The organism is Candidatus Pelagibacter sp. HTCC7211, from assembly GCF_000155895.1.
Lineage (GTDB): Bacteria > Pseudomonadota > Alphaproteobacteria > Pelagibacterales > Pelagibacteraceae > Pelagibacter.
In genome coordinates, this window is sequence record NZ_DS995298.1 from 862,096 (window position 1) to 876,385 (window position 14,290).

The following is a 14,290-nucleotide window of genomic DNA, read 5'->3' on the forward strand; positions in this document are numbered from 1 at the left end:
TAATAGTCCAATCTAAATTATAGGTAGATTTATGTCTTTAGTTAAAAAAATAAAAGATAAAAAAGTAAATTTTGAATTTAATAAAGAATATATAAAAGTTGTAACATCTAAGATTGCTAACAATGATGCTACTTTTATTACAAATTCATTTAAAGAAATGCACCCAGCTGACGCAGCTGATATTATAGAACATCTAAATCAATCTGATCGAGAGAGTTTAATAAAACTTAATAACTTTAAAATTGATCCTGAAGTTTTTGTTGAACTTAATGAGTCAATTCAGACAGAAATTATTACTTATCTTTCATCTGACTCAATAGTCTCTATTTTAACTAATCTTGAATCAGATGATGCAATATCAATTTTAGAGAATGTACCTGAAGATGATAAAAATAATATTCTTAGTTCATTACCTCCCAAAGATCGTTTCGCCCTATTAGAAAGTTTGAGTTATCCAGAAGATACAGCTGCAAGAATAATGCAGCGTGAATTTACGGCAATACCTAGTAATTGGTCTGTAGGTCAAACAATTGATTATTTGAGAGAAAATAAAGACCTACCAGAAGAATTTTTAGAAATCTTTATTATCAATGAAGAATTCAAACCAATTGGTACAGTTCCTTCTTCTCGAGTTTTAACTACATCTAGAGACACGAAAATGCTCTCAATTATGTCTGAGTCTCAATTACTAATACCAGTAGATATGGATAAAGAAGAAGTAGCTAACTTATTTGAAAACTATAATTTAAATTCAGCTGCAGTTATCGATAAAAATAATAAGCTTGTTGGAATGATTATGAGTGATGACGTTCTAACTGTATTACAAGAAGAAGCTGAAGAGGATGCTTTGAGATTAGCTGGGGTAGGTGACGAAGAAATAACAGATGGGGTAATAACTAAAACTAAAAGAAGATTTAATTGGCTTTTATTAAATTTATTTACAGCTTTTTTAGCAACTTGGTGCATTAGTTTATTTGGTGCAACAATTGAACAGATGGTGGTATTAGCTTTTTTGATGCCTATAGTTGCATCAATGGGTGGTAATGCTGGAATGCAAACTCTGGCTGTAACTGTTCGAACAATAGCAACAAATGATTTAACAGAAAATAATTTTTCATCTAATGTTTTAAAGGAATTTACTATTGGAATTTTAAATGGAATTATTTTTGCAGCTATAAGTGCTTTTATTGTTCAGATATGGTTCCAAGATAATACTCTTTCAATAATAATTTCAATTTCAATGATATTAACCATGATAATAGCTGGTCTCTTTGGTATTTTAATTCCTGTAACACTTAAAAAAATGAATATTGATCCTGCAATTGCATCAAGTGTATTTGTGACAACAATTACTGATGTAATTGGCTTTGTATCTTTTTTAGGTGTAGGTGCATATTTCTTATAAATTTAAAAATTATCAATTAATCTGATGTCTTTGAAATAATAAGCTAAAAATATTCTAGAACCTTTATATTTGTTTGATTTAGATAGATTTTTAATACTTCTATTCTCTAAATATTCAATTTTGATATCAAAAAAATTTTCAATTTCTTTTTTTGATTTTTGTAAAAATTTATTAATTTCTCTTATTTTTTTGATTTTTATTTTTAGTTTTAAAAATTTATTCGAAATTTTTTCAACTTGTTTCAATTCTTTTTTTTTAAATAAAAAATTTCTTGAAGATAAGGCCAAATTATTTCTATTTCTTATTGTTTTGCATCCAATAATTTTTGTATCAAATCTTTTTTCAATAAAATTTTTTACTAAAAAAAATTGTTGAAAATCCTTTTCTCCCATAAATATATTTTTAGGCTTAATTTTTTTTGTTAATCTATTCATAACATCTAATACACCCTCAAAGTGTCCTTTTCTAAACTTTGCACAGAGAATTTTGTATTTTTTTTCAATCTTTATATTTGAACGTTTATTATTTTCATAAATATGCTTAAATTTAGGAATATAGACATAATCTAATTTTTTAATTCTCTTTAAAATTGTTAAATCATCCTTAATACTTGAAGGATAAGATTTGAAATCTTTTATGCTATTAAACTGTTTTGGATTAACAAATATACTCACTATAGTTTTTTTGTTTGATTTAATTGATTTTTTTATTAGCGAAATATGACCATCATGAATTCCACCCATAGTAGGAACAAACCCAATATCACTAAATGGCCTCAATGTTTTGATTAATGTCTGATTGTTTAATAAAATTTTCATTTGTATTAAAATATTTAATAAGTAAAACATTTAAATGATTAAACAAGCTATTATTCCTCTAGCTGGACTTGGCACTAGATTGCTGCCTTTAACTAGTGTGTTTGCTAAAGAACTTTTACCTATAAATGGAAAACCTGGTTTAGAATACATAATAAACGAATGCATTGATGCAGGTATTAAACAAATAATCTTCATTATATCAAAAAGAAAGAAGATGATTAAAAAGTATTTTTATAATGATAAATTTTATAAGGAGTTGATTAAAAAGAAGAATGATCCAAGAGTAATAAAAGAATATAAAAAAATTTTAAAATATAGAAAAATGATTAAGTTTGTTTATCAAAATAAGCCAAAAGGAACTGGTGATGCGGTTCTTAAAACTAAGAAATATATTAAAGATAAGTATTTCTTAATGTTGTTGCCTGATGATCTAATAATTAAAAAAAACTGTTCTAAATCTATGATTCAAACTCATAATAAATTTAAATCCTCAGTAATGGCAAGTATGAGTGTTAATAAGAAAACGGTTTCTAGATGGGGAATTTATAAAATTAATAAAAAATTAAATATAACAGATTATTCGATCAAAGGTGTTATTGAAAAACCTAAAATAAAAGAAGCGCCTTCCAATAAAGCTGTTATAGGAAGATATATATTGCCTAAAAAAATCTTTACTAAATTGAGAAAATTGAAACCTAGTAAAGGGGGTGAAATACATATTACAGATGCAATTCAGTTATTAATCAATGATAAAGAAAAATTTATAGCTCATAACTTTACTGGAAAATATTTAGATTGTGGAACAATGGATGGATATATTAACTCATCGAAGGAAATTGCAAAATTATGAAACTCTGCATGATAGGTACAGGCTATGTAGGTCTTGTTAGCGGTGTGTGTTTTTCTGACTTAGGAAATATAGTTTATTGTGTGGATAAAGATAAAAAAAAAATTGATTTACTAAATAACGGTATAGTTCCTATTTATGAACCTGGTTTAGAAGAAATTTTAAAAAAAAATTATATGCAAAAGAGATTAATTTTTACTTCCGATTTAAAGAAAGCTGTTAAAAATTCTGATATTATTTTTATTTGTGTTGGTACCCCTACAAAAAAAAATAGTAATTCTGCTGATTTAAAATATGTATTTAAAGTAGCTAATGAATTAAAAAAAGTAATATCAAAATATAAAATTATAATTACAAAATCTACAGTACCAGTTACCACTGGAGATAAGATTGAAAAGATTTTAATTAGATTAAAGAATAAAAAGTTAGTTGATGTCGTATCTAATCCAGAATTTTTAAGAGAGGGTGAAGCTATTAGAGACTTTTCTTATCCTGATAGAGTAATAATTGGCACAGAAAGTAAAAAAGCTAATAGAATTTTAAAATCACTTTATTCACCTATAATAAAAAAGAATAGTAGATATTTTAACACTTCTAGAAGAGGTGCTGAGTTAATCAAATATGCCTCTAATGCCTTTTTAGCTACAAAAATTTCATTCATTAATGAATTAGCTAATTTGACGGAAAAGGCTGGTGTTGATATTAAAGATATTTCTTCGGGGATGGGTTCTGATCAGCGTATTGGAGAAAGATTTTTAAGAGCTGGTCCAGCTTATGGTGGATCTTGCTTTCCAAAAGATACTCGAGCTTTAATTGATACTGCTAAAAAATTTAAAACCGATTTATCTATTGTTAATAGTGTTGTCACATCTAACGAAAAAAGAAAAGTACTTCTTACAAAAAAACTTGAAAAAATTCTTAAAAATAAACTTAAGAATAAAGTTATCACTTTTTTAGGTGTTACTTTTAAACCAAATACAGATGATATGCGTGAGGCTTCCAGCATTCCAATGATTAAATATCTAAATAAAAAAGATGCTAAAATTAAATATTACGATCCTTCAGGAGAAAAAAATGAATTTAAAAAATTAAAGAATGTTAGATATTGCAAAGATATTTTCTCTGCATGTCTAAAGAGTGATTTAATTGTTTTACATACAGAATGGAATGATTTTAAATTTTTAGATTTCAAAAAAATCGTAAAACAAGATAATTTTAAAATTTTTGATATGAGAAATATATATTCTCCAGCGAAAATGAAAAATCAGAAAATTAACTACTTTTCTATAGGAAGATAAATATTAATTTAATTCAAAAATCGCATCAACTTCAACCGATACACCTAACGGAAGACTGTTAGTGCTTACTGCTGCTCTAGTATGCATTCCTGCTTCACCAAATATCGAAGCTATCAAGTCTGATGCCCCATTAATCACTTTTGGTTGTTCTGTAAAATCATCTGTTGAATTAACAAATCCAGTTAGCTTAATACATGATTTAACTTTAGAAAAGTCATCTTCACATGCTTTTTTAACTTGAGCAACAATACTTAACCCGCATCTTTCTGCAGCTTTATAGGCTTCTTCCGTGTTAAGATCTTTACCAACTTTTCCTTTAATTAGCTCTCCATTTGAAGTCATTGAAATTTGTCCAGAAACATAAAGTAATTTACCAGAAACTTTTGTTGCAACATAAGAGCCAACTGGAGATTTTGCTTCTGGTAGTTCTATTTTCAATTCTTTTATTTTTTCTTCAAAACTCATTTATTAATCCTTTTTTTTAAACTTATTAGTAATTTTATTTTTTGTTTCGCTTAATTTCATTTTTATCTTTTTTGTTTTATTTGATGTATTTTTCTTTAAATCAGATGCTTTTTCAATAGTTTTTTCCTTAATATTAATAGTACTACATTTTATAAATTCCTTTGAAAGTTTTTTCATTCCTGCACATTTATTTTCTTCTGATTTTACTGGAATAGTGAAGAAATATAGGATGAAAAATATTGAACCTAAAATTTTCATTTCTTTTTCTTTTTTTTATTTTTTTTATTCTTATCGTATTCTTTTCTTTTCTCTATAAGGATCAAGGCTTCTTCCATTGTAAGTTCTGTAGGATCTTTTTCTTCAGGTATAGTAGCATTTAAGGACTTATATTTGATATAAGGCCCATATTGACCTTTCATTACCTTTACTGGTTTTTTATCTTCTGGATGTTCTCCTAAATCCTTAATGATTGAGGCAGACATTCTCCCTGTTTTTGCTTCAGCTATTAATGTAACTGCTCTATTTAATCCTATTGAGAATATTTCCTCAACATTTTCTATTCTTGCAGATTTATTTTCACATTTTAAGTAGGGTCCAAATCTTCCTGTATTTAAAAAGATTTCTTTTTGATTATCAGGATTAATACCAAGTGATTTTGGTAAAGAGCACAAAAATTGAGCTTTTTCAAGATCAATACTTTCAAGCTCTAAACCTTTAGGTATTGAAACATTCTTTAAAAGTTCATTAACATCATTAAGTTTTTTTACTTTTTTTTTCTTTTTAGTTGTTTTTTCTTGAGGCAATTCATCTAATATTTTTTCATATTGTAAATAAGGGCCAAACCTTCCATTCTTTAGAAATATATCATTTCCATTTTCATGTTTGCCAATAAATTTTGGTTCTGCTAATTGAGCCTGTGCTGCGGCTTTTGCTTTAGAGAGTGGCCTAGTAAATTTACATTCAGGATAATTTGAGCAGCCTATAAACGCACCTCCTCTAAAGCTATTTTTTAAACTCAAAGATCCTGTTTCACATAATTGACATTTTCTTACAACTTTTCCATCCGCATCTTTGTCAAATATTAATGTTCCTAGACTTTCATTTAATAAATCTAAAACCTCTCTAGTTCTTTTCTCTTTCACCTCTGAAACATTGTTATTAAAATCCTTCCAAAACATCTCTAGAACCTTTATCCAACTTTCTTTACCTGTTGTTATTTCATCTAGTTGATCTTCTAATCCTGCTGTAAAATTATAATCTACATATTTAGAAAATAATTTTTCTAAAAAAGCAGATATTAATTTTCCTCGGTCTGTTGGAAAAAACCTTTTATTTAATATTTCTGCATATCCACGATTTGCAATAGTTGATATGATACTTGCGTAAGTAGAGGGTCGACCAATTCCAAGCTCTTCTAATTTTTTTACAATACTTGCCTCAGAATATCTTGGAGGAGGCTGTGTAAAGTGCTGTTCATCTATAAGTGACTCAATATTAATCGGTCCATTTTTCATTTCTGGCAAGATTGTTTCATCATCATCTTTACTTAGACTTGGAAATACTTTCAAATAACCATCAAATCTCAGCACAGAACCACTAGACTTACATATTGTTTTATTATCTGTAGAAGTTATTGTAATCGTATTCCTATCAAATTTTGCTGTTTCCATTTGTGATGATAAAGCTCTAGTCCAGATCAAATTGTATAGTTTTTGTTGGTCTGTACTTAAATATTTTTTAACAGAATCTGGTGATCTATTTATATCTGTAGGTCTTATTGCCTCGTGAGCCTCCTGGGCATTTTTAGCTTTTTTACCTGAGTAATTTATAGGGTTATCGGGAAGGTATTCTTTTCCGTATTGATTTATAATAAAACCCCTAAAATCAGAAACAGCATCTTTTGAAAGATTAGTTCCATCAGTTCTCATATAAGTAATTAACCCTATTGTCTCTCCATCAATTTCAATACCTTGATATAGTCTTTGAGCAATTTGCATTGTTCTTGATGCTCCAAAACCTAATCTGCTTGAAGCTACCTGTTGTAAAGTTGATGTCGTGAATGGACCAGATGGATTTCTGCTAATAATTTTTGATGAAATATCACTTATATTAAACTTTTGATCTTTAATATTTTCTATCGCTTTATTGATTTCGATTTTATTTTTAAAGGAAAATTTTTCTATTTTATTTCCATCTAATTGAGAAATACTTGCGGTAATTAAATTATTTTTTTCATCTTGAAAATTAATACTTAATGTCCAAAATTCCTCTGGATCAAATGACTCAATTTCATGTTCTCTCTCTGTTATAAGTTTTAAAGCTACAGATTGTACTCTACCAGCTGATTTTGATCCTGGTAATTTTGTCCATAGAATAGGCGAGATATTAAAGCCAACTAAGTAATCAAGAGCTCTTCTTGCCATATAAGCATCGACTAACAAAGGCTCAATTTGTCTAGGGTTATCAATACCATGTGTGACTGCTTTTTTTGTAATTTCATTAAAGACTACTCTTTCAACTGCTTTATCTTTTAAAAGCTTTTTTTCGCTTAAGTACTCTTTTACATGCCATGCTATTGCTTCTCCTTCACGATCTGGGTCTGTTGCCAAAATAATTTTAGATGAGTCTTTTGCCGCATCTGTAATTTCTTTTAAATATTTTTTAGAAAAACTATCAACTTCCCATTCCATCTTAAAATTTTGATCAGGATCAACAGATCCATTTTTTGATGGCAAATCTCTTATATGCCCATAACTTGCTAAAACAGTATAATTATCACCCAAATATTTATTTATTGTTTTAGCTTTTGCTGGACTCTCAACTATGACTAGATTCATTATTTTATCAAACTACTCAAAAGTCTTTGATAGTCAAATTAATAAATTTTAGTCTTATTTTCTTCTTTATTTTTAAGTCGTTTAATATTTTCTCTATGAGTGTAAAAGATCAAAATGAACATTATTCCAAAAAAGATAACATCTTTTATCTGACTTGTAATAATCAAGTAAACTGGAATTGATAAAGAACCAATTATTGATGACAAAGAGGAGTATTTAAAGATCAAAAATATTATTCCCCAACTTAAAACAAAAATTATTCCTAATATTATATTTATTGAAAATAAAATTCCTACGTATGTTGCAACACCTTTACCTCCTTTAAATTTAAGCCATATGGGAAAAACATGTCCTAAAAAGGCACATAACGATGCTATATATATAAGTTCTGGATAATTTATTTTGACATAAATAACTGGAATTATTGCCTTAGCTATATCTAAGATTAATGTAGAATAACCGATTAATTTGTTTCCTGTTCTTAAAGTATTAGTAGCCCCGATATTACCAGATCCAATTTCTCTAATATCTTGTTTTAAGAAAATTTTTGTTAAAATATAACCAAATGGTATTGAACCCATTAGATATGAAATTATTCCAACAATTAAATATTCCATTATTATATTTTAAATAATTCCTTACCTTTTACAAAGGTATTAGTGACTTTGCCCTGCAATTTTTTATCCTCTATTGACGTATTTTTTGATTTTGAAATTAGATTTTCTTTTTTTACAATCCAAGGTTTATCTAAATCTATAATACAAAAATCTGCATCATTTCCTATTGTAAGATTTCCTTTGTTTATTCTAAGAATTTTTGCAGGATTTGATGTTAATGCTTGAATTATGGTTTCAAGTTTAACTGAACCATTATGGTATAATTCTAGGCTTAGTGATAACAACGTTTCAATTCCAGATGCTCCAGTTGCAGCTTGTGAAAAAGTTAATCTTTTCGACTCTTCATCTTCAGGTTTATGATCTGAGACAATTACATCAATAGTTTTGTCTTTTAACCCTTGAACTAATGCTTCTCTATCTTCCTCTTTTCTAAGCGGTGGTGATAATTTTAAGAAGGTTTTGAAATCACCAATATCATTCTCATTTAATGAAAGATTATTTACTGATACTCCACAAGTGAATTTGATATCATTTTTTCTCTCTTTAATTACTTCAACTGATTTTGCTGATGAAAGTTGAGAAATGTGATATCTACATTTATTTTTCTCGAGTAACGTTAAGTCTCTTTCAATTATTATTCTTTCTGCAATATCTGGTATACCTGATAACCCAAGTTTTGTTGCAATTATTCCAGAATTAATCATTCCATTTTTAGAAAGATGATAATCTTCTGCATGTTGCATAATTAAACAATCCAAATCTTTTGCAGAATTCATTATTCTGGACATTAAGCTCGTATTTTGGATTGTTTTGACGCCATCAGTGAAGGCTATTATTCCTTTTTTTGCTAATAATCCAAATTCTGTCATGTTGGTCCCTTCGATATTTTGTGTAAGCGATGCACAAGGGAATATATTTATTTTAGATTTATCTCTACCTCTTCTTTTTAAGAAATCTACAATTGAAACATTATCTATTATTGGATTAGTATTTGGCATGGTCACAACCGATGTAACTCCTCCTGATAATGCCGCATTACTTAGGGTTCTAAAATTTTCTTTATATTCATATCCTGGTTCACCCACAAAAACTCTCATATCAACAATACCAGGAATTAAATATTTTCCTTTTAAGTCAATAGGTTTTTCTCTGGTGGGTAAATTATTTACATTTACTTTTTTGCCAACAGCTTCAATTTTTCCATCTTCACTGACAATTAAACCTCCATTCTCATTAATAGAATTATGAGGATCTATAATATTTCCATTTATAAAATATTGTTTTTTCATTTATTCACAAAATATTTTTAAACATGCCATTCTAACAGCCACACCTAGTTCAACTTGTTCTTTAATTACACTTTTATTAATGTCGTCAGCTAATCTTGTATCAATTTCAATCCCTCTATTCATTGGACCAGGATGCATTATAATTGCATCTTGTTTTGCATGATCTAGCTTGTCTGGTGTTAAGCCATAATATTCATAATATTCTCGATTTGATGATAAAAATGAACTGGTCATTCTTTCATTTTGAAGTCTTAACATCATCACAATATCGCAATCCTTTAGTCCTTTTTTCATATCGGTAAAAGTATTTACTCCAAATTTTTCTATTTCTTTAGGCATAAGATTTGATGGTGCTACAATATTTACTTCAGCACCTAACATAGTTAATAAATAAATATTAGATCTAGCTACTCTTGAGTGGAGAATATCTCCACAAATTGCAATTCTTAATCCTTGAATTTTATCTTTCCTATTAATTATTGTTAAAGCATCAAGTAATGCTTGAGTAGGGTGTTCTCGTCTTCCATCTCCTGCATTTAGTACCGCACAATTTACTTTTTGTGATAAAAGATTACAAGCACCTGAGTCTTGATGTCTTATTACAATTATGTCTGGGTGCATTGCATTTAAAGTCATTGCTGTATCAATTAATGTTTCACCTTTTTTAATTGCTGAATTTCCCATATTCATAGACATTACGTCTGCACCTAATCTTTTTCCTGCCAATTCAAATGAACTTTGTGTTCTAGTCGAGGGTTCAAAAAAAAGATTAATTTGTGTTTTTCCATTTAGAACATTCAATCTTTTGTTCTTACTTTGGTTAAGTTTTATGAATTTTTGAGATTCATCTAGAATCAAATTAACATCATTAATTGATAAATCTTGGATGCCTAACAAATGTTTTTGAGAGATTTTAATAGCTTTGTTTGATTTAGTTGCCATTAAAATTAACTCTATAGTCATAAAGAAGCTTTATGGCAAGCATTAATTGTTTAAAAAATCTATTGCTCCTTGAAGTATGAAAGCTGCTGCATTTTGATCAATATTTTTTTCCCTTTTACTTACATTTACATCTAGTTGACTAGACAAATTAAATGCTCCAACCGTAGAAAGTCTTTCGTCCCACAGGCAAACATCAATATCAATTGCCTTGTCTATGTTGTCAGAAACATCATTTACTGATTGAGACGATCTTCCCAATGTTCCATCCATATTGATAGGATTTCCTACTACAATTCCTTTAATATCGTATTCCTCAATAATTTTTTTTAGTTCATTAATTAATTCGTTAGTATTTGTCTTATTTATTGTTTTAAAAGGTGTGGCTATAGATTGCTTTTCGTCACAAATTGATACACCAATTCTTTTTGAGCCAAGGTCTAATCCAATTAATCTAGAGGTTTCAGACTGCTTTTTTTTTAAATCTTCGATAGTGATCATATTGTATATTTTTAACTTAAGTGATAGTTTGCGACATATCTAAATACCATATGACCATTGATCTTAAAACCATAAAACATATATCAAAATTATCAAGAATTTCTGTTGATGAACAAAAAGCCGAAAAACTAGCTGGTGATTTAAACTCAATATTTGAATTTATTGAAAAATTAAATGAACTAAAAACAGATAATGTTGAGCCATTGACATCAGTTGCTGAAACGACATTAAAATTTAGATCTGATGAGATTAAAAGTGAAAATATTAGAGAACAAATTATAAAAAATTCACCCGAAGATAATGAAGATTTTTTTGTAGTTCCAAAGGTAGTTGAATAATGCCCAACATAACCAATCAATCATTAACATCTTTAGTAGATAATATTAAAAATAAAGAATTATCTTCAGAGGAAGTTACCAAAGCATTTATAGACCGTTCAGAAAAATCAAAAGAATTAAATTCTTATATTTCCGAGGATTTTTCTAATGCAATTGATAAAGCTAAAAAATTTGATCAAAACCCTAATTTTGATTTAAAATTACCAGGCATACCTATGGCTGTAAAAGATCTATTTTGTACTGAAAATGTTCGAACTACTGCTGGTAGTAAAATTTTAGAAAATTTTGTTCCAACTTATGAGTCCACTGTTACTCAAAATATATGGAATGAGGGTGCTATTTTACTTGGTAAATTAAATTGTGATGAATTTGCGATGGGATCATCAAATGAAACAAGTTATTATGGAAATGTTCAAAATCCAATAGACAAAGGATTAGTACCAGGTGGTTCATCTGGCGGCTCAGCAGCAGCTGTATCAGGCCAACTTACGCCTATTACAATTGGAACTGATACAGGTGGATCTATTAGACAACCAGCATCATTTACTGGAACTGTAGGTTTAAAACCAACTTATGGAAGTTGCTCCAGATATGGAATTGTTGCTTTTGCCTCATCTTTAGATCAAGCAGGACCTATGGCTCAAAATGTCAAAGATTGTGCATTGCTACAAGAAGTTATCAGCACTTATGATAAAAAAGATTCTACATCAATAGACTTTAAAAGAAATCAATATAGCAAAGAATTAAACAAAGATATTAAAGGAAAAAAAATAGGTATTCCTAAAGAATACAGAGTAGATGGTATGCCAAAGGAAATAGAAGATTTATGGCAAAAGGGAATTCAATACGCAAAAGATTGTGGTGCTGAAATAATAGATATTTCTCTTCCTAACACTAGTTATGCTTTGCCTACATATTATATAGTGGCTCCTGCAGAAGCTTCATCAAATTTAGCAAGATATGATGGTGTAAAGTATGGCTTTAGAGCTAAGGGTGAAAATTTAATTGATATGTATGAAAAAACTAGATCCGAAGGTTTTGGTGCTGAAGTTCAAAGAAGAATAATGATCGGTACATACGTTTTATCATCAGGATATTATGATGCTTATTATTTAAAAGCTCAAAAAGTTAGAAAATTAATTAAAAATGATTTTGATGAAGCGTATAAACAAGTAGATGCAATCCTAACACCATCAACACCTAGCTCAGCTTTTAAAATAGGTGAAAAAAAAGATGATCCAGTTTCAATGTATTTAAATGATATATTTACAGTTCCAGTAAATCTAGCTGGACTACCAGCTATTTCTATTCCTGCAGGTCATGACGCAGCAGGCTATCCACTTGGATTACAAATAATTGGAAAAGCTTTTAAAGAGCAAGAAATATTAGATGTTGCCTATGCAATGGAAGAAAAAATTGGTTTTAAAAATAAGATTACTGATTGGTGGATTAAATAATGACCAAAGATAAATCTAAATATTTGATTGAAAGATATGACAATGTTTATGAGGTTGTTATTGGTTTAGAAGTTCACGCACAAGTAACTTCTAATTCTAAGTTATTTTCATCATCATCTACTAAATTTGGTGCAGAGCCTAATACACAAGTTAGTTTAGTTGATGCTGCTTTTCCTGGAATGTTGCCTGTGATTAATGAATTTTGTGTCAAACAAGCAATTAAAACTGGAATTGGTTTAAAAGCCCAAATTAACAAAAGATCAGTATTTGATAGAAAAAATTATTTTTATGCAGATCTACCTCAAGGTTATCAAATATCCCAATTTAAGTATCCAATCGTAGGTGAGGGTAAAGTTGTGCTAGATATGCCCAATGGACAAAAAGAAGTTGGTATAGAAAGACTTCATTTAGAACAAGATGCTGGAAAAAGTATTCATGATATTGATCCTCAAAATACATTAGTTGATTTAAATAGATCAGGCGTAGCTTTAATGGAAATAGTGAGTAAACCTGATTTGAGATCACCCGATGAAGTTAGTGCATATATTAAAAAACTTAGATCTATAATGAGATATTTAGGCACATGCGATGGTAACATGCAAGAAGGTTCTTTAAGAGCAGATGTAAACGTTTCTGTAAGATTAAAAGACTCTAAAGAACTTGGAACACGTTGTGAGATTAAAAATGTTAATTCTATTAAGTTCATGCAAATGGCAATTGACTATGAAGCTAATAGACAAGTTGATTTAATTGAAGAGGGTAAATCAATTGATCAAGAAACTAGATTATTTGATACAAAAAAAAATGAAACAAGATCAATGAGATCAAAAGAAGATGCTCATGATTATAGATATTTTCCAGATCCAGATTTATTACCATTAGAAGTTACTGATGAATTCATAGAGAATCTTAAAAAAGATATCCCAGAACTACCAGACGATAAAAAGAAAAGATTTATTGATGAATTCAAAGTTTCTCCTTATGAAGCAACAATATTAGTTTCTGATATTGATACTGCTAAATATTTTGAAGAAGTCGTAGCTAAGATGGGTAAAAACCAAGACATTAAATTAGCTGTTAACTGGATAACAGGGGAGTTATTCGCAGTTTTAAACAATAAAAATCTTGAGATTTCTCAAAGCCCTATAAGTGCCAAAAATTTAGCAAAGCTAGTTAATTTAATTAAAAACGGAACGATTTCAGGTAAAATTGCTAAGACAATATTTGAGTTGATGATGGATGGAGATAAAGATCCACAAATCATTGTTGAAGAAAAAGGATTAAAACAAGAAAGTGACCCTAAAGCCCTGGAAGCTTTAATAGATAAAATTATCGACGATAATAGAGAGAAAGCCATTGAATATAAAAATGGAAAAGAAAAACTATTTGGTTTCTTTGTAGGTCAAGCAATGAAAGTTTCAGGTGGAAAAGCTAACCCTCAATTGATAAACGAGATATTAAAGAAAAAGCTTTAATAAG

The 14,290-nt window shown here is 28.7% G+C and carries 14 protein-coding genes; 6 read left to right on the plus strand and 8 right to left on the minus strand.

Annotated features, from left to right (window positions below):
• Window positions 1–31: 31 nt before the first annotated feature.
• Entirely contained in the window at window positions 32–1,405 is a 1,374-nt protein-coding gene (mgtE, locus tag PB7211_RS04640) for a magnesium transporter (RefSeq protein WP_008545366.1), read from the plus strand.
• Between the two features lie 2 nt (window positions 1,406–1,407).
• Here mgtE and PB7211_RS04645 read toward each other — a convergent pair whose 3' ends face one another.
• Complete coding sequence (locus tag PB7211_RS04645) at window positions 1,408–2,253, minus strand: pantoate--beta-alanine ligase (protein ID WP_008544801.1); 846 nt, start codon at window positions 2,251–2,253, stop codon at window positions 1,408–1,410.
• Between the two features lie 4 nt (window positions 2,254–2,257).
• Between PB7211_RS04645 and PB7211_RS04650 the strand changes: the two genes are divergently transcribed.
• Together PB7211_RS04650 and PB7211_RS04655 are read left to right on the plus strand one after the other, a co-directional pair.
• A complete protein-coding gene (locus PB7211_RS04650) occupies window positions 2,258–3,073 on the plus strand; it encodes a UTP--glucose-1-phosphate uridylyltransferase (protein WP_008544962.1) in 816 nt (271 codons plus the stop codon).
• Complete coding sequence (locus tag PB7211_RS04655; protein ID WP_008544324.1) at window positions 3,070–4,368, plus strand: UDP-glucose dehydrogenase family protein; 1,299 nt, start codon at window positions 3,070–3,072, stop codon at window positions 4,366–4,368. Before PB7211_RS04650 ends, PB7211_RS04655 begins: the two co-directional genes overlap by 4 nt.
• A gap of 3 nt (window positions 4,369–4,371) precedes the next feature.
• On the opposite strand, the gene PB7211_RS04660 is transcribed toward PB7211_RS04655, so the two are convergent.
• From PB7211_RS04660 to ruvX, 7 genes are read right to left on the minus strand one after another with little or no spacing between them, the layout of a single operon-like run.
• Window positions 4,372–4,833 carry a RidA family protein gene (locus tag PB7211_RS04660; protein ID WP_008545457.1) on the minus strand — a complete coding sequence of 154 codons (462 nt, stop codon included), beginning with the start codon at window positions 4,831–4,833 and terminating at the stop codon, window positions 4,372–4,374.
• Window positions 4,834–4,836: 3 nt separating this feature from the next.
• A complete protein-coding gene (locus PB7211_RS04665) occupies window positions 4,837–5,091 on the minus strand; it encodes a hypothetical protein (RefSeq protein ID WP_008544132.1) in 255 nt (84 codons plus the stop codon).
• Window positions 5,088–7,670 carry a type I DNA topoisomerase gene (gene topA / locus PB7211_RS04670; protein ID WP_008545028.1) on the minus strand — a complete coding sequence of 861 codons (2,583 nt, stop codon included), beginning with the start codon at window positions 7,668–7,670 and terminating at the stop codon, window positions 5,088–5,090. Before topA ends, PB7211_RS04665 begins: the two co-directional genes overlap by 4 nt.
• A gap of 38 nt (window positions 7,671–7,708) precedes the next feature.
• A complete protein-coding gene (gene plsY / locus PB7211_RS04675; RefSeq protein WP_008545945.1) occupies window positions 7,709–8,287 on the minus strand; it encodes a glycerol-3-phosphate 1-O-acyltransferase PlsY in 579 nt (192 codons plus the stop codon).
• A gap of 2 nt (window positions 8,288–8,289) precedes the next feature.
• Complete coding sequence (gene pyrC, locus PB7211_RS04680; RefSeq protein WP_008546016.1) at window positions 8,290–9,576, minus strand: dihydroorotase; 1,287 nt, start codon at window positions 9,574–9,576, stop codon at window positions 8,290–8,292.
• Window positions 9,577–10,518: an aspartate carbamoyltransferase catalytic subunit gene (locus tag PB7211_RS04685; RefSeq protein WP_034399243.1), complete on the minus strand. Its 942-nt coding sequence runs from the start codon at window positions 10,516–10,518 to the stop codon at window positions 9,577–9,579. It abuts the gene before it with no gap.
• A 42-nt stretch (window positions 10,519–10,560) separates the two neighbouring features.
• Window positions 10,561–11,016 (minus strand): Holliday junction resolvase RuvX, encoded by a 456-nt coding sequence (gene ruvX, locus PB7211_RS04690; RefSeq protein WP_008545432.1) that lies wholly within the window; start codon window positions 11,014–11,016, stop codon window positions 10,561–10,563.
• A 50-nt stretch (window positions 11,017–11,066) separates the two neighbouring features.
• On the opposite strand from ruvX, the gene gatC reads away from it, so the two are divergent.
• Genes gatC through gatB form a run of 3 tightly spaced genes read left to right on the plus strand, consistent with a single transcriptional unit; the run spans window position 11,067 to window position 14,286 of the window.
• Complete coding sequence (gene gatC / locus PB7211_RS04695) at window positions 11,067–11,354, plus strand: Asp-tRNA(Asn)/Glu-tRNA(Gln) amidotransferase subunit GatC (RefSeq protein WP_008545447.1); 288 nt, start codon at window positions 11,067–11,069, stop codon at window positions 11,352–11,354.
• The gene (gene gatA / locus PB7211_RS04700) at window positions 11,354–12,811 is read left to right on the plus strand and encodes an Asp-tRNA(Asn)/Glu-tRNA(Gln) amidotransferase subunit GatA (RefSeq protein ID WP_008544077.1); all 1,458 of its coding nucleotides are present in this window, start codon (window positions 11,354–11,356) and stop codon (window positions 12,809–12,811) included. The genes gatC and gatA overlap by 1 nt, the downstream gene beginning before the upstream one ends.
• On the plus strand, window positions 12,811–14,286 hold the full coding sequence (gene gatB, locus PB7211_RS04705; RefSeq protein ID WP_008545475.1) for an Asp-tRNA(Asn)/Glu-tRNA(Gln) amidotransferase subunit GatB: 1,476 nt from the start codon (window positions 12,811–12,813) through the stop codon (window positions 14,284–14,286). The genes gatA and gatB overlap by 1 nt, the downstream gene beginning before the upstream one ends.
• The last annotated feature ends 4 nt before the right edge of the window (window positions 14,287–14,290 follow it).